The organism is Oricola indica (assembly GCF_019966595.1).
Lineage (GTDB): Bacteria > Pseudomonadota > Alphaproteobacteria > Rhizobiales > Rhizobiaceae > Oricola > Oricola indica.
On the sequence record NZ_JAINFJ010000004.1, the window covers coordinates 162,252 to 181,835 of the forward strand.

Genomic DNA, 19,584 nt, shown 5'->3' on the forward strand with positions numbered 1-19,584 from the left:
TCACGAGATCGTATTTGCTGTTGAGTTAGGGCAATCCGCCCGAATTCCGCGCGTCCATACAGGAGAAAGGGACATTTGTCACGCCTTTTCACCGTAAATCGGGCGACCGGCGAGGCGGACAACATGACACCCATTGCACGCCGGCCATGGCGTCGGCTAGGCAAAGACGGGCATTCGGCCCGACCGGGTGGAGCGCCATGACATTGTTCAGTATTTTGATGCTGTTTGCGGCGGGATTTCTCGCCAGCGCGGTCAATGCGATCGCCGGCGGCGGCACCTTCCTCACCTTTGGGGCGATGACGCTGATCGGCATACCGCCGATCGTCGCTAATGCGACCTCTTCGGTGACGCAATTTCCGGGCTATGTGACGTCTGCGCTGGCCTATTACACCGAGATCCGCAAGGATCTGCGCGAAGCGCTGAAGCTCGGCGCGATCTCGGTGGTCGGCGGCCTCGCGGGCGCGCTGACGCTGCTCGCGCTCTCCAATCCAACCTTCCAGCAGATCGTGCCATGGCTGCTGATCGGCGCGACCGCGCTGTTCGCCGCAGGGCCATGGCTGCGGCCGAGATCGCTCAGCCCCGACCATCCGATGGGGGCCATCGGCCTGTTCGCGCAATTCGTCACCTCCATCTATGGCGGCTTCTTCGGCGCCGGCCTGGGCATCATGACGCTGGCCGTCCTCGGCATCGCGAAGGGCGGCGACTACCACCGGCTCAACGCGATGAAGAACTTCATCGCCGTGCTGATCGCGGCGGTGGCGATCGTCGTCTTCGTCGGCGGCGGCGTGATCGCCTGGCTTCCGGCGGCGATCATGATCCCGGCAGGCGCGCTCGGCGGCTACGCCGGCGTCTGGATGGCCAAGCGCGTGCCGCAATGGGTTGTCCGCGCGCTCGTGATCGCGGTTGGCCTGTTGCTGAGCTGGTATTACTTCACGAAGTGACGAGGCGCGCGGCGCGTTACTTGCCCAGCAGATCCGGCCTTCTTTCAGCCGTCAGCTTCTCCGCTTCCTCGCGCCGCCACGCATCGATCTTCGCGTGATTGCCGGAGGTCAGCACTTCCGGAATGACGCGCCCCTCCCATTCCGGCGGCCGCGTGTAATGCGGATGTTCCAGCAGATTGCCCTCGAAGCTCTCGGTCTCGCCGGAAGCGGCATTGCCCATGACGCCCGGCAGGAGGCGGATGACCGCGTCGAGCAGCACCTGCGCCGCGACCTCGCCGCCCGACAAGACATAATCGCCGACCGAAACCTCCTCGAGATCGCGTGCATCGATCACGCGCTGATCGACCCCTTCGAAACGGCCGCAGACGATCACCGCGCCCGGACCTGCCGCGAGATCGCGCACACGGGCCTGCGTCAGCGGCTTGCCGCGCGGGCTCATCAGAAACCGCGGACGCGGATCGTCATCGCCGGCATTGACATCGAGTGCCGCCGCGACAATGTCGGCGCGCATCACCATGCCAGCACCGCCGCCGGCCGGCGTATCATCGACACTGCGATGTTTGTCGGTGGCGTAATCGCGGATCTGCACGGTTTCGAGCGACCAGTCGCCGCGCCCCAGCGCCTTGCCGGCCAACGCCTGGCCGAGCGTCCCCGGGAACATTTCAGGATAGAGCGTCAGAACCGTGGCACGGAAGCTCATGCCTCCTCGCCTTCCTCGCCGCGCACCTCTATCTCGTCAGGCCGCACCAGCACCAGCGTGCCGGCATCGAAATCGATCTCCGGCACCGTCGCGCGCGAGAATTCCATGAGGAAGGTCCGCTTGCGCGCCAGACCGCCGCCCGGCGTGACGGGTGCGATCTCCAGAAGATCGCCGGCCCCGAAATTGTGAACGGCGATCACTTCCCCCGTCCTGTTGCCGTCTTCAAGCACCGACAGGCCCACGAGGTCCGCGATGAAAAATTCATCATCCTCGAGGTCCTCGTCCGGCAACCGGGTCCGATCCACGAACAGTTCAACGCCGTTCAGCGCTTCCGCCGCACTGCGGTCGCGCACCTGTTCGAAACGCACGACGACGACCGTCTTTTGCGGCCGGATATCGACCACGTCGAAGGCGCGGCCCTGCATGTCGTAGAGCGTGCCGTAATCCGCGAGCGCCAGCGGGTCGCCCGTATAGGGTCTCACGCGCAATTCCCCGCGCACACCATGCGGCGCGCCGATCACACCCATCAGGACCGGATTGTCGGGTTTTGCCATGTCTTGCTCCGTTTCGGTGCGCGCCGATTACAGGCTTTTGCGGGTTTCGCCAAGCATTCGGGAAATCACCCGGTAACCATTGCAAGGCAATATGTCCGCATGTCCGATGACAGCGCCCTTCTCGTCAATGCGAAACCCGATCTCGCCGCCGCGCGGCGCGCCTGGCTCGAACAGCTGAAAGGCGAACGCCGTCTCGCGTCGAAAACGCTGGAGGCCTATGAGCGCGACACGCGCCAGTTCCTGCAATTCCTGACCGGCCATCTCGGCGGCCCGCCCGGCCTTGCCGATATCGCGGAACTGAAAACCCTCGACTACCGCGCCTTCCTCACCAGGCGCCGCGCGGGCGGTGCGGGCGCTCGAACGCTGGGACGCGGCCTCGCCGGCATTCGCTCCTTCATGCGCTATCTCGAACGGCAAGGGCTGGCCAATGCCGCGGCGGCCACGGGCCTGCGCGCCCCACGACAGCCAAAATCGCTTCCCAAGCCCCTGACCGCCGCAGATGCGCGCAAGGCGGTCGATGCATCCGAGCAGCTGCACGCCGAGCCCTGGATCGCGGCGCGAAACGCGGCTGTCCTGACGCTGCTCTATGGCTGCGGGCTGCGCATCGGCGAAGCGCTCGATCTAACCGGAGAAGCCTTGCGCGACCGGCGCGAAAAGGCGATCGCGATCACCGGCAAAGGCTCGAAAACCCGCATGGTGCCACTCCTGCCCGTAGTCTTCGATGCGGTCGATCTCTACCGCCGGCTTTGCCCCTGGGATCTCGAACTCGACCAGCCGCTGTTTCGCGGCGCGCGCGGCGGAGCATTGCAGCCCGGTGTCCTTCAGCGCGACATGCGGGCGCTTCGCGGCGCCCTCGGCCTGCCCGAGACGGCAACGCCGCACGCGCTGCGCCATTCCTTCGCAACCCACCTGCTGGGCAGCGGCGGCGACCTGCGGACAATCCAGGAATTGCTGGGCCACGCCAGCCTCTCGACCACACAGGTCTACACTGGAGTCGATACCGCCCGGTTGCTCGACGTCTATCGCAACGCGCATCCGCGCGCGCGTGGCGGATAAAGACGGATTTTACGCCGATATTAACGGAATCATTGCCCTTGGCTGCCAGATTGCCCGTATGAACGCCATGACAGACCGTTTCGACCGGATGACCGGTCCGCTTCTCGCCGCGCTCGGCGCCGTCAACGCGCTCTTCGCGTTGATTTTCCTCGCCGTGCTGCTTGTCGCCATGCATGCAATGCCGGCAGCGGCCGACGACTGCCGAGGCGAGAATATCCTTGCCGCGATGCGCGACGACGACCCGGAGGCCTACAAGCGCCTGCGCGCGGAGGCGGAGGCAACGCGCAACGGCGACACGCTCCTTTTCCGCATCGACAAGCCGGGCGTCGAGCCCTCCTGGCTCTTCGGCACCATGCACCTGACCGACGAGCGGGTGATCGACCTGCCGGAGAACGCCCGCAAGGCTTTCGAGACCTCGGCCACGGTGGCGATCGAATCGACGGAAATCCTCGATCCGGCCAAGGCGCAGCTTGCTCTTTTCTCCAAGCCCGAGCTTACAATGTTCACCGGGAGCGACGATCTCTCGGACTATCTGACCGACGAACAGCGCGAGATCCTCAAGACGGGACTTGCCGCGCGCGGCGTCCAGCTCGCGCTTGTCGAGCGTATGAAGCCCTGGCTGATCACCGGCATGATCGCTCTGCCGCCCTGCGAACTCGACCGCAAGAAGGCGGGCCAGTCCTTTCTCGACCTGAAACTGGCGCAGGACGCCGACAAGGCGGGCAAGGACCTCGCGGGGCTGGAAACGATCATGGAACAGTTCGAGGCGATGGCCTCGCTGCCGATGGAATTCCATGTCGCCGGTCTCGTCGAGACCATCGCGCTCGGCGACCGCATCGACGACATTATCGAGACCATGATTCAACTCTACGTCGCGGGCGATACCGGCGCGATCTGGCCGATGCTGCGCGCTGTCAGCCCCGAGATGAATACCGACGCCGAACTCGCCGACAGCTATGCCGAGTTCGAAGAAACCATGGTTCATGTCCGAAACGAGACCATGGTCGAGCGCTCCCTGCCGCTGCTCGACAAGGGAAGCGCCTTCATCGCCGTCGGCGCCCTGCACCTGCCGGGCGACAAAGGCCTCGCGGCACTGTTCGAGAAAGCGGGCTACAAGGTCACGCCGGTCTACGAATAAACCGCTCCCGGTCTTGTGATCGGCGTGAAACTTGGCGATTTGCCCTTTCTGCGCTAGCCTTTCCCTGCCCGGACTTGTCCGGGTCAGCAATAGGAGCAGCGCATGACACCGAAAGCACTGGCCCTCGGCCTTGCAGCGGCGCTCTTCGTATCCGGCAGCGCAATCGCCTGCCCGATGCATGACGTGGTTGCAGAAAACCAGACGCCCGTCGACTATTCCAAACTCGAAAAGATGGAAGTGGCGAAGGTGCCTGTTGACGCATGGCTCATCAAGTATCTCGACGCCTGGGAACAGGCCTGAGAAAAGACTGATCTCCAATCGACTGAGACCGGCGTCCGAGTGGCGCCGGTTTTTTTGTCAGCCGCGTCGATGGAACGGTTTGCGCATGTCGTCGTTGTCATCCCAATCGCACAAAGGAGACGATTATGACGACTCAGGACCGTGAAACTCGTATCGTTTACACGAATGGCGGCGCCGGCTGGCTCATCGCCGCCCTGCTGCTCGTGGTTATCGGCATGGGTGGATTTTACCTCTACCAGTCCGGCGCGTTGACAGGCTCGAACGATGTCAGCGTTACGATCGACGTTCCCGAGGAGGTCGTTCCGGCCCCGCCAGCGGAATAACCGCCTCGATACGAAAACGGGCCCGCGAGGGCCCGTTTTTTTGTGCGGCATTTCAACCGCGATCACATGTGGATCGGCTTGCCAAAGGCAGTCGCCAGCGCGGCCTCCCGTACGGTCTCCGACATGGTCGGATGCGCGTGGCATGTCCGCGCCAGATCCTCAGACGACCCGCCGAACTCCATCAGCACCGCCGCCTCGTGGATCATTTCGCCCACGCCATGGCCGACCATGTGCACGCCGAGCACGCGGTCGGTTTTCTTGTCGGCGAGAATCTTGACGAACCCGTCGGTCGCCAGCATCGCCCGCGCACGCCCGTTCGCCGCGAAGGGGAATTTGCCGGACGTGTACTCGATCCCGGCTTTCTTCAGTTCTTCCTCGGTCTTGCCGACGGACGCGACCTCCGGCTCGGTATAGACCACGCTCGGAATGACGTCGTAATTCACGTGCCCGTGCTGTCCGGCGATGATCTCGGCGACGGCCATGCCCTCGTCCTCGGCCTTGTGCGCCAGCATCGGCCCCTCGACCACGTCGCCGAGTGCATAGATGCCGGTGACCGAAGTCTGCCAGTGATCATTGATCTGGACGCGGCCGCGTTCGTCGAGCACGACGCCGGCTTTTTCCAGTCCGAGACCGTCGGTGAAGGGTTTGCGGCCGGTGGAGACCAGCACGATGTCGGCCGAAACGGTTTCCGCGTCTCCGCCCTTGACCGGCTCGAACGTCACATCCGCGCCCTTGCCGGATTTCTCGACGCCGGTCACCTTCGCGCCGAGGTTGAACTTGATGCCCTGCTTCTCCAGCATCCGCTGGAACTGCTTCGACACCTCGCCATCCATGCCGCCGAGGATCTTGTCGAGATACTCGATGACCGTAACCTCCGCGCCGAGGCGTTTCCACACCGAGCCGAGCTCCAGGCCGATGACGCCGCCGCCGACCACGATCATGTGACCGGGAACCTTGGAAAGGTCCAGCGCACCGGTTGACGAGACGATCGTTTTCTCGTCGAACTCGACCTCAACACCCGGGATGCCGGCGACGTCGGAGCCGGTGGCGATGACGATGTTCTTCGCCTCGATCTCCTGCTCCTTGCCGTCTTCGCCGGTCACCGAGACCTTGCCCTCACCGAGGATTTTGCCGGTTCCCGTGATCCAGTCGATCTTGTTCTTCTTCATCAGGAAGGCGACGCCATCGACATTCGATTTCACGGTCGCGTCCTTGTGCGCCATCATCGCCTTGAGATCGAGCTTGGGCTTGTTCACCTTCACGCCCATCTTCGGAAGCGTGTGCTCGGCTTCCTGAAAAGCCTCGGACGCCTGCAGAAGCGCCTTCGAGGGAATGCAGCCGATATTCAGGCAGGTGCCACCAAGCGTTTCGCGTTTTTCCACGATCGCGGTCTTGAGGCCGAGTTGCGCGCATTTGACAGCGCACACATACCCGCCCGGTCCCGATCCGATTACGACGACGTCATAGCTGCTCATGAGATTTCCTGACTTTCATGAATGGTTTCGCTTTGAGGTTCGGCCGCTCCGCGCGGCATGCGGTTTCGCGTTCCATCGACGGATGCAAGGGATATGACGAGGACTATCATACCTTCAACCAGCAACGATATGCCAATGCCGAAAATGGTCGAAATGCCGATCAGATCGTGCTGCAACTCGATATCCGCCGTCGACCGGCCGCACCACGCTCATCCTGATCGCGACGCTCGCCATGGTCGCCCTAGCGCCCGCCCGTCACGTCGAGCGTGGCGCCCGTCGAATAGGAGGCGTCCTCCGACAGGAGGTACACGATCGCCTGCGCGACTTCGTCCGCGGTTCCCCCGCGCTGCATGGGGACCTGTTCCCGCATCTGCGCCACGCGTTCCGGCTCGCCGCCCGAGGCATGGATTTCAGTGTCGATGATGCCGGGCCTCACCGCGTTGACGCGAATACCCTCGGTCGCGACCTCCCGCGCCAGGCCGATCGTCAGCGTGTCGATCGCGCCCTTCGACGCCGCATAATCGACATACTGGTTGGCCGCGCCGATCCTGGCCGCCGCCGAGGTCAGGTTGACGATGGCGCCGCCATCGCCGCCATGTCGCGTCGACATGCGCCTTACCGCCTCCCGCGCACAAAGAAAAACACCGGTGACATTGATCGCGAACATCCGCGAAATTCGTTCGGCGCTCATCTCGTCGACCCGCGCGGACTCATCGACGATCCCGGCATTGTTGACAAGGCCATCGAGCCGGCCCCAACGGGTATCGACGGCATCGAACATGGCCAGGATATCCGCCTCGCGGACCATATCGGCCTGGATCGCAAAAGCCTCGCCGCCCTCCGCGACGATTTGCGATACCACGGAAGCGGCGGCCGCCTCGTCGCGGGCATAGTTGACCGCGACCCGCCAACCGCGTCGTGCGGCCAGCAGAGCCGTCGCCGCGCCGATACCGCGCGAACCGCCGGTGACGATCAGAACCTTGGAATCTGCGCTCATTCCTGACATCCGCTGAGTTCGAGGATTTCCGCCGGCTTGTGGATGGGGCCTTCACCATCGAAGGCAGGGTTCATCCAGAGCATGGCGGTGAGGTTTGGCAAAAGGATCTGGTGAGCCGCGTCCTCGCCCGCCACCGGCAGTTCGATGAGCTTCCCGGCCTCGTCGGTGCCGTAGACCACGCTGCGGTAGAGGAGACAGGCGTCGAGTTCCTCGCCCGTCACGTCGCCCTCGGGGCAATTGTGCGGCGTAACGATCTCCGGCTGGCGCAACCCGTGCGTCGCCTCGACATAGCCGGTCATCACCGGCCCGTCGCGAAAGATCAGGCGCACCTCATGCGCCATCATCACCGCGTCGCCGCGGCCGACGAATTCGAGCGCGGTGTTGCCGTCGGCGCTTTCATAGACCGCAAGCTCCTGCGGACAGGCCGCGACGGCGGGATTCGCGAAGAACGTGCCCGCCGCCAGGATCGCACCGATTGCCTGCATCCGCATGCCGGCCGCCTTTCGCTGCTCCGGATCAGAGATCGAGGACGAGACGCTCCGGATCCTCGAGGCTTTCCTTCACGCGCACCAGGAAGGTCACGGCTTCCTTGCCGTCGACGATCCGGTGGTCGTAGGAGAGCGCCAGATACATCATCGGACGGATCACGACCTGTCCGCCGATCGCCATCGGGCGCTCCTGGATCTTGTGCATGCCCAGAATGCCCGACTGCGGCGCATTGAGGATCGGCGACGACATCAGCGAGCCGTAGACGCCGCCATTCGAGATCGTGAAGGTACCGCCCTGCATGTCGGCCATGCCGAGCTTGCCGTCACGCGCCGCCTTGCCGAGACGGCCGATTTCCTTCTCGACCTCGGCAATGGACATCTGGTCCGCATCCCGCACCACCGGAACGACGAGACCCTTGTCGGTGCCCACCGCGACGCCGATGTGGCAGAAGTGCTTGTAGATCACATCGGTGCCGTCGATCTCGGCATTGACCGCCGGAACTTCCTGCAGCGCGTGCGTCACGGCCTTGGTGAAGAAGCCCATGAAGCCAAGCTTCACGCCATGCTTCTTCTCGAACAGGTCCTTGTATTTCTTGCGCATCTCCATGACCGCCGTCATGTCCACCTCGTTATAGGTGGTCAGCATCGCCGCCGAATTCTGCGCATCCTTGAGCCGGCGCGCGATGGTCTGGCGCAGCTTGGTCATGCGCACGCGTTCCTCGCGGTCGGCATCCGCCGAGGGTGATTCCGGGCGGGCGGCCTTCGGCGTCTCGGCGGGGCTCGACGGGGCACCCGAGGCCAAGGCCTCGATGACATCGCCCTTCAGCACCTGACCGCGCTTGCCGGAACCGGAAACCTGCTCGGCCGATACGCCCTTTTCGGCCATCATCTTGGCGGCCGACGGCGCCGGAGGCATGTCGCCACGCGCCGCGTCCATGCCGGCCGTATCGACATCGGAACCGGACGGAGCCGGTTCGGGCTCTTTCTTGGCCGGCGCTTCTTCCTTCTTCCCGCCAGAGTCGGATGCGGCGGCTCCTGCGCCTGATCCTTCCTCCAGCATGCCGAGCAGTGCGTTCACCTCGACCGTGTCGCCCTCCTTGGCGATGATCTCGCCAAGCGTGCCCGCGGCCGGCGCCGGCACTTCCAGCGTCACCTTGTCGGTTTCGAGTTCCAGCAGCGTCTCGCCGTCGCTGACGGCCTCGCCCTGCTTCTTGAACCATTGGCCGATCGTCGCCTCGGTGACGGATTCGCCAAGCGTCGGTACGCGAATTTCTTTTGCCATCGTTTCGTCTTTCCAGATCCGTGTTTCGGTGCGGCTTTAGTCGCCGAGCGCGTCTTCCAGGAAGGCCGCGAGCTGTTCCTTGTGTTTCGACATCAGGCCCGTCGCCGTCGACGCCGAGGCGGCGCGGCCGGTGTAACGGACGCGCTGGTGCTTGGCGTTGATATGGGCGAGGACCCATTCCAGATAGGGATCGATGAAGGCCCATGCCCCCATGTTCTTCGGTTCCTCCTGACACCACACCATGTCGGCGTTCTTGAAACGCGACAATTCGGTGATCAGCGCCTTTGCCGGGAACGGATAGAGCTGTTCCAGACGCAGCAGGTAAATGTCGTTGATGCCCCGCGCCTCGCGCTCCTCGTAGAGATCGTAATAGACCTTGCCGGTGCACATCACGACGCGACGGATCTTGGAATCCGTCACCAGCTTGATCGGGCCGTCCTTGCGGTATTCCGCATCGTCCCACAGCAGGCGGTGGAACGCGCTCTCGCCCGACATCTCGTTGAGCGTCGAGACCGCGCGCTTGTGGCGCAAGAGCGACTTCGGCGTCATCAGGATGAGCGGCTTGCGGAAATCGCGTTTCAACTGACGGCGCAGGATGTGGAAATAGTTGGCCGGCGTCGTGCAGTTCGCCACCTGCATGTTGTCTTCCGCGCACATCTGCAGGAAGCGCTCGAGACGCGCGGAGGAATGCTCCGGTCCCTGCCCTTCATAGCCGTGCGGCAGCAGGCAGACGAGGCCCGACATGCGGAGCCATTTGCGCTCGCCGCTCGAGATGAACTGGTCGAAGACGACCTGCGCCCCGTTGGCGAAGTCGCCGAACTGGGCTTCCCAAAGCGTCAAGCCGTTCGGCTCGGCCAGCGAGTAGCCGTATTCAAAGCCGAGCACGGCCTCTTCCGAAAGCATCGAGTTGATGACCTCGAAGCGGCCCTGGCCGGCCGAGATGGCGTTGAGCGGCACATAGCGGCTTTCATTCTCCTGATCGTACAGGACCGAATGGCGCTGCGAGAAAGTGCCGCGCTCGCAGTCTTGGCCGGACAGCCGAACACCGTAGCCTTCCTGGACAAGAGCCCCGAAGGCCAGCGCCTCGGCGGTCGCCCAGTCGATGCCCTCGCCGGTCTCGATCATCTTGGCGCGGTTGTCGATGAAGCGCTTGACGGTGCGATGGACGTTGAAGCCGTCCGGCACCACCGTCAGCTTCTTGCCGATCTCCTTGAGCGCCTTCATCGGCATTGCGGTCTTGCCGCGCCTGCGTTCGTCCTCGTTGTCGGCTTTCGACAGACCCGACCATTTTCCGTCGAGCCAGTCCGCCTTGTTGGGCTTGAAGGTTTCGCCAGCCTCGAACTCGACCTCGAGATGCTCGCGCCAGTCCGCTTTCATCTTGTCGTATTCGTCGACCGTGATCAGGCCCTCCGAGATCAGCTGGTCGGCATAGATCTGCGCCGTCGTCTTGTGCTGGCGGATCTTCTTGTACATCAGCGGCTGGGTGAATGCCGGCTCGTCGCCTTCGTTGTGACCGAAGCGGCGGTAGCAGAACATGTCGATGACGACCGGCTTGTGGAACAGCATCCGGAACTCGGTCGCCACCTTCGCGGCATAGACCACCGCTTCCGGATCGTCGCCATTCACGTGGAAAATCGGCGCCTCGATCATCTTCGCCACGTCGGACGGATAGGGCGAGGACCGCGAGAAGCGCGGATTGGTGGTGAAACCGATCTGGTTGTTGATGATGAAATGCAGCGTGCCAGCCACGCGGTGTCCGCGCAGCGCCGACAGGCCGAGGCATTCCGGCACAACGCCCTGGCCCGCGAAGGCGGCGTCGCCGTGGATCAGCAGCGGCAGCACCTTGGAGCGCTGCTCGAGGCCGACGATTTCGTCGCGCTGCGAACCGCCGGCAAGCTGATCCTGCTTGGCGCGCGCCTTGCCCATGACCACGGGATCGACGATTTCGAGGTGCGACGGGTTCGCGGTCAACGACAGGTGAACCTTGTTGCCGTCGAACTCGCGGTCCGAAGACGCACCAAGGTGGTATTTCACGTCGCCGGAACCTTCGACCTCGTCGGGTGTGAAGGATCCGCCCTTGAACTCGTTGAAGATAGCGCGATGCGGCTTCGCCATGACCTGGCTCAGCACATTGAGGCGGCCGCGGTGGGCCATGCCGAAGACGATGTCCTTCATGCCCATCGCGCCGCCGCGCTTGATGATCTGCTCGAGCGCCGGGATCAGCGACTCGCCGCCGTCAAGGCCGAACCGCTTGGTGCCCTTGTACTTGACGTCGATGAACTGCTCGAAACCTTCCGCCTCGACCAGCTTCTGCAGGATCGCCTTCTTGCCGTTAGGCGTGAAGGTCACGCCCTTGTCCGGCCCCTCGATACGCTGCTGGATCCACGACTTCTCCTCCGGATTGGAGATGTGCATGAATTCCACGCCGATCGTCGAACAATAGGTGCGCTTCAGGATGCCCAGCATTTCCGGGATCGTGGCGAATTCCAGCCCGAGCACATTGTCGATGAAGATCTTCCGGTCGTAGTCCTCCGGGGTGAAGCCATAGGCCTCCGGCGACAATTCGTTGTAGTCCTCGAGCGGCTTCGCAATGCCCAGCGGGTCGAGTTCGGCGTGCAGGTGACCGCGCATGCGGTAAGCGCGGATCATCATGATCGCGCGCACCGAATCGCGCTGCGCCTTGACGATGTCCTCGTCCGAAATCGAAAGCGCCTTCCCGGCCGCCTTCTCCTTGAGCTTGGTGCCCATATGGGCTTCGACTTCCGCCCAGTTGCCGTCGAGCGCGGAGGTCAGGTCGCCATTCGGGGTCAGCGGCCAGTTGTCGCGCTCCCACGACGCGCCCTGTGCGTTCTTGCGCACATCCTCTGGCTTGTCGTGCAGATCGCCGAAGAACGCCTGCCATTCCGACGGCAGCGACGCCGGGTTGTCCTGGTACTGCGCGTAGAGCTCCTCGATGTAGTGGGCGTTGCCGCCATAGAGGAAGGAGGTCTGCGCGAAAAGATCGTTGAGTTCGTCGGTGCGTGCCATTTGCTTCACCTTGTGCGGGCCCTGCGGCCCTCCTGGGTTCGATACGCCTGCGGCGCTTTTGCGTTTCCTTGGCGGTCTATCGCCGCCTGCCCCGTCATGGCCGGGGCGGCGAACCGCCCCGGTTCAGTCGTCAGCCCTTGAGCACTTCGACAAGCGTCTTGCCGAGCTGCGCCGGAGACGGCGAGACGCGGATGCCCGCATCCTCCATCGCCGCGATCTTGTCTTCCGCGCCGCCCTTGCCGCCGGAGATCACCGCGCCGGCATGACCCATGGTGCGTCCGGGAGGCGCCGTGCGGCCGGCGATGAAGCCGACCATCGGCTTCGAGCGGCCCTTCTTGGCCTCGTCCTTCAAGAACTGCGCGGCATCCTCTTCCGCCGAGCCGCCGATTTCGCCGATCATGATGATCGACTCGGTCGCGTCGTCGGCGAGGAACATTTCCAGCATGTCGATGAATTCGGTGCCCTTGACCGGGTCGCCGCCGATGCCCACGGCCGTCGTCTGGCCCAGTCCTTCATTCGTGGTCTGGAATACCGCCTCATAGGTGAGCGTGCCGGAGCGCGACAGGACGCCGACGGAGCCTTTCTTGAAGATCGAACCCGGCATGATGCCGATCTTGCACTCTTCCGGCGTCAGGACGCCCGGGCAGTTCGGTCCGATAAGGCGCGACTTCGACTTGTCGAGCTTCGCCTTGACGTTGACCATGTCCATCACCGGGATGCCCTCGGTGATGCAGATGATGAGCGGAACCTCGGCCTCGATCGCCTCGATGATCGCCGCGCCCGCGCCTGCCGGCGGCACGTAGATCACCGACGCATTGGCGCCGGTCGCTTCCTTGGCCTCGCCGACGGTGGCGAAGATCGGCAGTTCCGCACCGGCCTTCTCGCCCGCGCCCTCGCCGGCCGTCCAGGTCTCTCCGCCCTTCTTCGGGTGGATGCCGGCGACCATCTGCGTGCCGTGATAGGCCAGCGCCTGCTCGGTGTGGAAGGTGCCGGTCTTGCCGGTCAGCCCCTGCACGAGAACCTTGGTGTCTTTGTTGATCAGAATGGACATATGCCTTGCAGCTCCTTATTCCGCGCCGTCCGGCTCGGACGTTTCGAATTTTAAAAGTACACCCGCAAATCCCGACGCATCGCGCATCGGGCTGCCCTTGGTGATGAAGAAGAGATTGGTGTCGAGGGTTCGCGGCAGCTTCGGCGACGAACCCCATGTGTAGCCCGCCATGCCCTTTTCCTCGATGGTCTCGCCGGGCGGCGTGCCGAGGAAATCGGTGACGAGTTGTGGGTCGATCGGCGCGGTTGCGCCGAAATCGTAGAGATAGCAGCCGATCAGCGTGATGATCTCGGGCGCATGCACACGGGTCACCACCACGAAATGCGGATCGCCACCGATGAAACCGCCAAAGGCGGACCGCTCATAGGTCCAGCCCTTGTCCGCCTCTTCGAGGATCGCCTTGTCCGATTTCTGCAGCAGCTTCTGAAGGTCTGCGTCGTCGGTAGGCTCGAGTTCCTTCCAGCCCAGTGAACGGACATGGTCGCGGGTGCCCGCATAGCTTAGCCGTTGCGGCACGCAGGCCTGGCGGAACGCATTGACGAAGGTTTCACCGTCCGGCACATGCGCCTTCGCCGCGCCCGAGAACGCGAAAACGGCAAAGGGGATCGCAATGGCGCGAAACAAACCCGTCACGACGATGCCCTCACCTGCCCGTGGTGCCGGGCGGCATGAACGCCCGAAAGCCCGATCACGAAGAGCAGCACCGCCAGCGCACCGGCAAATATCGCCGCCGGCACGATCAGGAAGGCGTCCTCGCAATCATGGGTGAGGCCCTTGGCGGCCTCGATCCGGCATGCGGCCGCGTCCGTTTTCGCGACCCCGTAAAGCCACCACGAGGAAAGCGCGGTCAGCCCGACAAGACCCGCCACGCCCGGCAGCAGTCGGCGACGGCACCAGTTGCCGAGGGATTCCGGCTTGCCGAATGCGAACAGCACGACGAACGCCGCGGCCAGAACGGCGGCGCTTGCGACGATCATCGTGTCGAGCTGGTTCACTTCGGGTTCTCCTGTGGTCCGGCCGCAAAGGCCGATCCGGCTCGGTTACGCGTCTTCGACGGCCTTGACGATCTTCTGCGCCGCGTCGTCGAGATCGTCGGCGGCGATGACGTTCAGGCCGCTCTCGTTGATGATCTCCTTGCCCTTCTCGACATTGGTGCCTTCGAGGCGGACGACCAGCGGAACCTTCAGGCCCACTTCCTTCACGGCGGCGACAACGCCCTCGGCGATCACGTCGCAGCGCATGATGCCGCCGAAGATGTTGACGAGGATGCCTTTGACGCTCGGATCGGCGGTGATGATCTTGAAGGCCGCGGTGACCTTCTCCTTCGAAGCGCCGCCGCCGACATCGAGGAAGTTCGCCGGCTCCTTGCCGTAGAGCTTGATGATGTCCATCGTCGCCATGGCGAGGCCGGCGCCATTGACCATGCAGCCGATGTCGCCATCCAGCGCCACATAGGCGAGGTCGTATTTCGACGCCTCGATTTCCTTCTCGTCCTCTTCCGACTTGTCGCGCAGCGCCATGATGTCATCGTGGCGGAACAGCGCATTTCCGTCGAAGGAAACCTTGGCGTCGAGAACGCGCAGATGGCCGTCCTTCATGACGATCAGCGGATTGACCTCGAGCAGGCTCATGTCCTTCTCGATGAACGCCTTGTAGAGGATCGGGAACAGTTTCATCCCGTCCTTGGCTGCGTCCTTCGTCAGTTTCAGCGCCTTGTTGAGTTTCTTCGAATCGGCATCGGTGACGCCCGTCTCCGGGTCGATCGGCAGCGTCAGGATCTTCTCGGGCGTCTCTTCCGCGACCGCCTCGATATCCATGCCGCCCTCGGTCGACACCACGAAGGCCGGACGGCCGACGGTGCGGTCGATCAGGATCGAGAGATAGAGTTCGCGGTCGATATCGGCGCCGTCCTCGATATAGAGGCGGTTGACCTGCTTGCCGGCCGGGCCGGTCTGCTTGGTCACCAGCGTGTTGCCGAGCATTTCCCTGGCGTTCTCGACGACTTCCTCGACGGACTTCGCAAGCCGCACGCCGCCCTTGGCGTCCTCGCCCAGTTCCTTGAACTTGCCCTTGCCGCGGCCGCCGGCATGAATCTGACTCTTCACCACATAAAGCGGTCCGGGCAGCTTCTGGGCCCATTCCTCAGCCTGTTCGACGGAATAGACAGCCACGCCGCCGGCGACGGGAGCGCCATATTCATGCAGCAGCCGCTTGGCCTGGTATTCATGGATATTCATGAGGATTTCCCTTGTTCAAAATCTTGCCGTTATTGGCCTTCGGGCACTGCGCCGCCCATTGAAAACATTTTCGGATCGTTACCGCCGATCACGATCGGCGCATCCGTTCCGCATACATGGCGCGCGGCGAAGGCGGCAGCGCCACGGGCAACGCCGTTGGCCTGTTCGGTCGCCGCATCGACCGCCGCGACAACGCAACCCGGCGCGCCCGGCTGCCCGATGCTGGAGACGACCAGAACCTGTGCGCGGTCTTCCGGACCGCCCGTTACGCCGGAATCGAGATGGAAACGGATGATCGCCGCAAACGGCACGCCGTTCTCGTCGAGCCGCCATTCGATCTTGTCGCCGATCGTGTTGAACGGGCCGAAGGTCTCGAAGAGATCGTTCGGCGCGCCGAAATCGACATCCATGCGCGCATCGCCGTCGCTGACATAGACGGGAATGCCGTCATGGCCCGGGCATTCGAGTTCGACGCCCGCGCCTTCCTCGTGCGTTTCGAGAACCGTGCAGGCGTCGAGATCGAGATCCGTATAGACGCTTTCCGCCGCTTGCGCGGAACCGGCCCACGCACCGATCACGAGAATCCCGGCCGCCATGCTCCGCAGGGCGGCTCGGGAAAATATCGGGTCGGCGTCTTGCGGCATCGCGCGGACCCTATTTCAGGTTCGGGGCGATACCGCGGCAGGCCTCGCAGAGGCCGGCGACGGATTCGACGGACTTGTCGAACTGCTTCTGCTCGCTCTTGTTGAGCTCGATCTCGATAACCCGCTCGACACCGCCGGCGCCGATGATCGTCGGCACGCCGACATACATGTCGGAGACGCCGTACTGTCCTTCGAGATAGGCCGCGCAGGGCAGAACCCGCTTCTTGTCCTTGAGGTAGGATTCGGCCATCGCAATCGCCGAGGCGGCGGGAGCGTAATAGGCGGAACCGGATTTCAGCAGGCCGACGATCTCCGCGCCGCCGTCACGGGTGCGCTGGATGATCTCGTCCAGCCGGTCCTTGGAGACCCAGCCCATCTTGACGAGGTCGGTCAGCGGAATGCCGGCGACCGTGGAGTAGCGCGCCAGCGGCACCATCGTGTCGCCATGGCCGCCGAGCACGAAAGCGGTTACGTCCTCGACGGACACCTTGAATTCCTCGGCGAGGAAGTAGCGGAAGCGCGACGAGTCGAGAACGCCGGCCATGCCCACCACCTTGTTCTTCGGCATGCCGGAGAACTGCTGCAGCGCCCAGACCATCGCGTCGAGCGGGTTGGTGATGCAGATCACGAAAGCGTCAGGGGCGTATTTCTTGATACCCGCTCCGACCTGCTCCATCACCTTCAGGTTGATGCCGAGGAGATCATCGCGGCTCATGCCGGGCTTGCGCGGCACGCCGGCGGTCACGATGCAGACATCGGCGCCCTTGATGCCCTCATAGGAATTGACACCCGCGAACGTCGCGTCGAAACCATCGACCGGCGAGGATTCCGCGATGTCGAGCCCCTTGCCCTGCGGGATGCCTTCCGCGATGTCGAACAGGACGACGTCGCCCAGTTCCTTCAAACCGATCATGTGTGCGAGCGTCCCGCCGATCATGCCGGAACCGATGAGTGCAATCTTGTTGCGTGCCATGTGGGAATGTTTCCGTTGAAGTGCCGTAGGATGAATTTACCGGGCGCGACCCTTGGTCGCACAAACCGCATTATCGGGAACGGACGTGACTCACTCCCGAAAAAAAATCAACTGAAACTTTCGTCATTAATGTTTTCAAACGTTTAGATAATTTGGGATTTACGTAAACGTAAGAATTATTTCCGAGTTTTTCTCACATGGCGCTATTTTGAGCGACCGGGAGCCGTGTGTTCAATCAAATCCCAACGGTTGCCGAAGGGATCGGCGAAGACGGCGACGATCCCGTAGGTCTCGTGGCGCGGTGCCTCCAGGAAGGATACACCGGCTTGTGTGAAGGCCTGATGATCACGGCCGAAATCCTCCGTCTCAAGAAAGAAAGCCACTCGGCCGCCGGTCTGATTGCCGATCGCCGACTGCTGCGCCTGGCCCTCGGCCCTTGCCAGCAGTAACGCCGCTCCGCCGCCCGCCGGCGCGACACGCACCCAGCGCTTCGTTTCCGACAATTTCGTGTCCTCGAGGAGTTCGAAACCGAGCGCGCCGCAATAGAACGCGATCGCGGTATCGTAGTCGCGCACCACGAGCGTAACCGCGGCCATACGGCCGGTCATCCGGCCTTCCCCGCGCTCGCCACCCACTCCTCCGACCGCATCTCGATCAGGCGCGAGGCCGTGCGGTCGAATTCGAACACCTCGACGCCGGTCTTCGCCTGGTAGAGTTCCTGCGGTTCGGCTTCCGCGGACACGACGATGCGGTTGCGATTGTCGTAGAGCGTGTCGATCAGGTTGATGAAGCGCTTGGCCTCGTTGCGCCGGCCCTCGCGCAGTACCGGGACGTTTTCCACGAACACGGTGTGATAATTGCGCGCGATCGCCATATAGTCGCGCGCGCCAAGCGGCTTTTCGCACAAATCGGCGAAGGAAAACCGCGCCGCGCCCATGGCGACCGCCGGAATGACGATCTCGCGGCCCTTCACCTCGATCATTTCGCGATGCGCTTCCACACCGCCCGTCAGGCGGCCCCACACATCGTCCAGCGCCTTGTCGGCGCCATCGCCGAGCGGCGCGACATAGAGCTTGGAATTCGACAGCCGGTCGAGCCTGTAATCCCGGTCGGCATCGAGGCTCATGATCTGCGTGTGTTCCTTGAGCACATCGACGAAGGGCAGGAAAAGCGACCGGTTGAGGCCGTCGCGATACAAATCGTCGGGAGCCACATTGGAGGTGGCGACAAGGATGACGCCCTGCGCGAACAGCGCTGTGAACAGCCGCGACAGGATCATCGCGTCGGCGATATCGGTCACCGAGAACTCGTCGAAACACAGGACCCGTGCCTCACCGGCCACATCCTTCGCAACCGGCCCGATGGGATCGTTCTCCTTGACCGTTCCTTCCTTGAGCGCGGCGCGATGCGCGGCGATCCGGTCATGAATATCGGCCATGAAATCGTTGAAATGCGCACGCCGCTTGCGCTTCGCCGGACAGGCCGCGAAGAAGAAGTCCATCAGCATCGTCTTGCCGCGCCCGACGCTGCCGTGGACATAAACCCCCTTCACGACGCCCGGCTTCGGCGCGCTCTTGGCAAAAAGCCACCCGAGCGACGAGGATTTCGAGGCAAGACGCAGCGAACCGATTTCGTCGTTGAGAGCGTCGAACTGGCTGGCGAGCGCTTCCTGCGCGGGATCAGGATCGAGTTTGCCGTCGGATGCGAGCGCATCGTAACGCGCCCGCACCGAATCTCCGGGATGTAGCTGGTCAGGCATCGGCGCCCGCCGCTCCTAGCGCGTGAGCGAGATCGCTGCGCCGCTGGTGGTCTGTCCGTTGAACGCGCCAGCGCCCGACGCGAACAGCGACGCCACCTTGTTGCCGTTGGAATCGCTGAGGACCACCTGCTGGCCCTGTACGTCCCAGGCCGCGACACTGGCCGCATCGCCAGGACAGCCGCGCGAGGCGGCGCGGAAACCGCCGGTCCACTTGGTGAGCGCCATGAACATCTGGCAGGACGAGCCGGCGGTGGTGACTTTCCAGGCTCCGACGAGCGCTTCGCGCGTCACCGGCTGGGCGGTCGCAACCTCCTGGATGCTGGAATCGGTCGCATTGGGATCACCCGGCATACCGCCATTGGCGCCCGGCGCGTTGGGGAACTGCCCCTGCGCATTGGGATCGACACCCGGCTGCGACGGCGGCGGCAGCTGGCCGGACGTTACCGAGCCTCTGGGCGCGGGATCGAGCGGAGCCGGTTGCCCCTGGGTGGGGTAGGTCCCGAATCGCGAGCTCGTGCACCCGCTGACGGCAATAGCCGCGGCGACCAGACACACACCCGCGGCAAACGCAGATTTCTGCATTAATCTCTCCTGTTCGCCCGCGCTTGCGCCACGGGCAGATACGCCCTTCAGTCACCC

The 19,584-nt window shown here is 63.6% G+C and carries 22 protein-coding genes; 5 read left to right on the forward strand and 17 right to left on the reverse strand.

Annotation, left to right across the window (positions count from 1 at the left end; genetic code table 11):
* Positions 1-197 precede the first annotated feature (197 nt).
* Entirely contained in the window at positions 198-941 is a 744-nt protein-coding gene (locus tag LC343_RS12385; protein WP_223477450.1) for a sulfite exporter TauE/SafE family protein, read from the forward strand.
* 16 nt (positions 942-957) lie between these two features.
* On the opposite strand, the gene trmD is transcribed toward LC343_RS12385, so the two are convergent.
* The gene (trmD, locus tag LC343_RS12390) at positions 958-1,641 is read right to left on the reverse strand and encodes a tRNA (guanosine(37)-N1)-methyltransferase TrmD (RefSeq protein WP_223477451.1); all 684 of its coding nucleotides are present in this window, start codon (positions 1,639-1,641) and stop codon (positions 958-960) included.
* Positions 1,638-2,195 (reverse strand): ribosome maturation factor RimM, encoded by a 558-nt coding sequence (gene rimM, locus LC343_RS12395; RefSeq protein ID WP_223477452.1) that lies wholly within the window; start codon positions 2,193-2,195, stop codon positions 1,638-1,640. Before rimM ends, trmD begins: the two co-directional genes overlap by 4 nt.
* Positions 2,196-2,294: 99 nt before the next feature.
* Here rimM and LC343_RS12400 point away from each other — a divergent pair, with 99 nt between their 5' ends.
* The 4 genes from LC343_RS12400 (at position 2,295) to LC343_RS12415 (ending at position 5,012) form a co-directional block, all read left to right on the forward strand.
* The gene (locus LC343_RS12400; protein WP_223477453.1) at positions 2,295-3,251 is read left to right on the forward strand and encodes a tyrosine recombinase XerC; all 957 of its coding nucleotides are present in this window, start codon (positions 2,295-2,297) and stop codon (positions 3,249-3,251) included.
* Between the two features lie 58 nt (positions 3,252-3,309).
* Positions 3,310-4,389 carry a TraB/GumN family protein gene (locus LC343_RS12405; protein ID WP_223477454.1) on the forward strand — a complete coding sequence of 360 codons (1,080 nt, stop codon included), beginning with the start codon at positions 3,310-3,312 and terminating at the stop codon, positions 4,387-4,389.
* A gap of 102 nt (positions 4,390-4,491) precedes the next feature.
* Complete coding sequence (locus tag LC343_RS12410; protein WP_223477455.1) at positions 4,492-4,689, forward strand: hypothetical protein; 198 nt, start codon at positions 4,492-4,494, stop codon at positions 4,687-4,689.
* Positions 4,690-4,814: 125 nt separating this feature from the next.
* Positions 4,815-5,012 carry a hypothetical protein gene (locus LC343_RS12415; protein WP_223477456.1) on the forward strand — a complete coding sequence of 66 codons (198 nt, stop codon included), beginning with the start codon at positions 4,815-4,817 and terminating at the stop codon, positions 5,010-5,012.
* Positions 5,013-5,074: 62 nt separating this feature from the next.
* On the opposite strand, the gene lpdA is transcribed toward LC343_RS12415, so the two are convergent.
* The 15 genes from lpdA to LC343_RS12490 form a co-directional block, all read right to left on the reverse strand.
* Entirely contained in the window at positions 5,075-6,487 is a 1,413-nt protein-coding gene (lpdA, locus tag LC343_RS12420) for a dihydrolipoyl dehydrogenase (RefSeq protein WP_223477457.1), read from the reverse strand.
* A complete protein-coding gene (locus tag LC343_RS12425; RefSeq protein ID WP_223477458.1) occupies positions 6,484-6,663 on the reverse strand; it encodes a hypothetical protein in 180 nt (59 codons plus the stop codon). The genes lpdA and LC343_RS12425 overlap by 4 nt, the downstream gene beginning before the upstream one ends.
* A 65-nt stretch (positions 6,664-6,728) precedes the next feature.
* Entirely contained in the window at positions 6,729-7,484 is a 756-nt protein-coding gene (locus LC343_RS12430; RefSeq protein WP_223477459.1) for an SDR family oxidoreductase, read from the reverse strand.
* Entirely contained in the window at positions 7,481-7,975 is a 495-nt protein-coding gene (locus tag LC343_RS12435) for a hypothetical protein (RefSeq protein WP_223477460.1), read from the reverse strand. Before LC343_RS12435 ends, LC343_RS12430 begins: the two co-directional genes overlap by 4 nt.
* Positions 7,976-8,000: 25 nt before the next feature.
* A complete protein-coding gene (gene odhB, locus LC343_RS12440) occupies positions 8,001-9,254 on the reverse strand; it encodes a 2-oxoglutarate dehydrogenase complex dihydrolipoyllysine-residue succinyltransferase (protein ID WP_223477461.1) in 1,254 nt (417 codons plus the stop codon).
* A 36-nt stretch (positions 9,255-9,290) separates the two neighbouring features.
* Positions 9,291-12,281, reverse strand: coding sequence for a 2-oxoglutarate dehydrogenase E1 component (locus LC343_RS12445; RefSeq protein ID WP_223477462.1), 2,991 nt, complete (start codon positions 12,279-12,281; stop codon positions 9,291-9,293).
* 130 nt (positions 12,282-12,411) lie between these two features.
* Entirely contained in the window at positions 12,412-13,332 is a 921-nt protein-coding gene (gene sucD, locus LC343_RS12450) for a succinate--CoA ligase subunit alpha (RefSeq protein ID WP_223477463.1), read from the reverse strand.
* A 15-nt stretch (positions 13,333-13,347) separates the two neighbouring features.
* Positions 13,348-13,965, reverse strand: a complete 618-nt coding sequence (locus tag LC343_RS12455; RefSeq protein WP_223477464.1) for a hypothetical protein — start codon at positions 13,963-13,965, stop codon at positions 13,348-13,350.
* The gene (locus LC343_RS12460) at positions 13,962-14,327 is read right to left on the reverse strand and encodes a hypothetical protein (protein ID WP_223477465.1); all 366 of its coding nucleotides are present in this window, start codon (positions 14,325-14,327) and stop codon (positions 13,962-13,964) included. Before LC343_RS12460 ends, LC343_RS12455 begins: the two co-directional genes overlap by 4 nt.
* A 45-nt stretch (positions 14,328-14,372) precedes the next feature.
* The gene (gene sucC, locus LC343_RS12465; RefSeq protein WP_223477466.1) at positions 14,373-15,569 is read right to left on the reverse strand and encodes an ADP-forming succinate--CoA ligase subunit beta; all 1,197 of its coding nucleotides are present in this window, start codon (positions 15,567-15,569) and stop codon (positions 14,373-14,375) included.
* A gap of 29 nt (positions 15,570-15,598) precedes the next feature.
* Positions 15,599-16,213, reverse strand: coding sequence for a hypothetical protein (locus tag LC343_RS12470; protein WP_223477467.1), 615 nt, complete (start codon positions 16,211-16,213; stop codon positions 15,599-15,601).
* A 10-nt stretch (positions 16,214-16,223) separates the two neighbouring features.
* Positions 16,224-17,186 (reverse strand): malate dehydrogenase, encoded by a 963-nt coding sequence (gene mdh / locus LC343_RS12475; protein WP_223477468.1) that lies wholly within the window; start codon positions 17,184-17,186, stop codon positions 16,224-16,226.
* A 203-nt stretch (positions 17,187-17,389) separates the two neighbouring features.
* Positions 17,390-17,794, reverse strand: coding sequence for a VOC family protein (locus LC343_RS12480; RefSeq protein ID WP_223477469.1), 405 nt, complete (start codon positions 17,792-17,794; stop codon positions 17,390-17,392).
* Positions 17,791-18,945, reverse strand: a complete 1,155-nt coding sequence (gene zapE / locus LC343_RS12485) for a cell division protein ZapE (RefSeq protein ID WP_223477470.1) — start codon at positions 18,943-18,945, stop codon at positions 17,791-17,793. Before zapE ends, LC343_RS12480 begins: the two co-directional genes overlap by 4 nt.
* A 15-nt stretch (positions 18,946-18,960) precedes the next feature.
* Positions 18,961-19,527, reverse strand: a complete 567-nt coding sequence (locus tag LC343_RS12490; RefSeq protein ID WP_223477471.1) for a protease inhibitor Inh/omp19 family protein — start codon at positions 19,525-19,527, stop codon at positions 18,961-18,963.
* Positions 19,528-19,584: the final 57 nt, after the last annotated feature.

Bases quoted from the DNA above. Each gene is read 5' to 3' on its own strand.
- LC343_RS12385 (WP_223477450.1), top strand. From the start codon at position 198: ATGACATTGTTCAGTATTTTGATGCTGTTTGCGGCGGGATTTCTCGCC.
- trmD (WP_223477451.1), bottom strand. From the start codon at position 1,641: ATGAGCTTCCGTGCCACGGTTCTGACGCTCTATCCTGAAATGTTCCCG.
- rimM (WP_223477452.1), bottom strand. From the start codon at position 2,195: ATGGCAAAACCCGACAATCCGGTCCTGATGGGTGTGATCGGCGCGCCG.
- LC343_RS12400 (WP_223477453.1), top strand. From the start codon at position 2,295: ATGTCCGATGACAGCGCCCTTCTCGTCAATGCGAAACCCGATCTCGCC.
- LC343_RS12405 (WP_223477454.1), top strand. From the start codon at position 3,310: ATGAACGCCATGACAGACCGTTTCGACCGGATGACCGGTCCGCTTCTC.
- LC343_RS12410 (WP_223477455.1), top strand. From the start codon at position 4,492: ATGACACCGAAAGCACTGGCCCTCGGCCTTGCAGCGGCGCTCTTCGTA.
- LC343_RS12415 (WP_223477456.1), top strand. From the start codon at position 4,815: ATGACGACTCAGGACCGTGAAACTCGTATCGTTTACACGAATGGCGGC.
- lpdA (WP_223477457.1), bottom strand. From the start codon at position 6,487: ATGAGCAGCTATGACGTCGTCGTAATCGGATCGGGACCGGGCGGGTAT.
- LC343_RS12430 (WP_223477459.1), bottom strand. From the start codon at position 7,484: ATGAGCGCAGATTCCAAGGTTCTGATCGTCACCGGCGGTTCGCGCGGT.
- LC343_RS12435 (WP_223477460.1), bottom strand. From the start codon at position 7,975: ATGCGGATGCAGGCAATCGGTGCGATCCTGGCGGCGGGCACGTTCTTC.
- odhB (WP_223477461.1), bottom strand. From the start codon at position 9,254: ATGGCAAAAGAAATTCGCGTACCGACGCTTGGCGAATCCGTCACCGAG.
- LC343_RS12445 (WP_223477462.1), bottom strand. From the start codon at position 12,281: ATGGCACGCACCGACGAACTCAACGATCTTTTCGCGCAGACCTCCTTC.
- sucD (WP_223477463.1), bottom strand. From the start codon at position 13,332: ATGTCCATTCTGATCAACAAAGACACCAAGGTTCTCGTGCAGGGGCTG.
- sucC (WP_223477466.1), bottom strand. From the start codon at position 15,569: ATGAATATCCATGAATACCAGGCCAAGCGGCTGCTGCATGAATATGGC.
- LC343_RS12470 (WP_223477467.1), bottom strand. From the start codon at position 16,213: ATGCCGCAAGACGCCGACCCGATATTTTCCCGAGCCGCCCTGCGGAGC.
- mdh (WP_223477468.1), bottom strand. From the start codon at position 17,186: ATGGCACGCAACAAGATTGCACTCATCGGTTCCGGCATGATCGGCGGG.
- LC343_RS12480 (WP_223477469.1), bottom strand. From the start codon at position 17,794: ATGACCGGCCGTATGGCCGCGGTTACGCTCGTGGTGCGCGACTACGAT.
- zapE (WP_223477470.1), bottom strand. From the start codon at position 18,945: ATGCCTGACCAGCTACATCCCGGAGATTCGGTGCGGGCGCGTTACGAT.
- LC343_RS12490 (WP_223477471.1), bottom strand. From the start codon at position 19,527: ATGCAGAAATCTGCGTTTGCCGCGGGTGTGTGTCTGGTCGCCGCGGCT.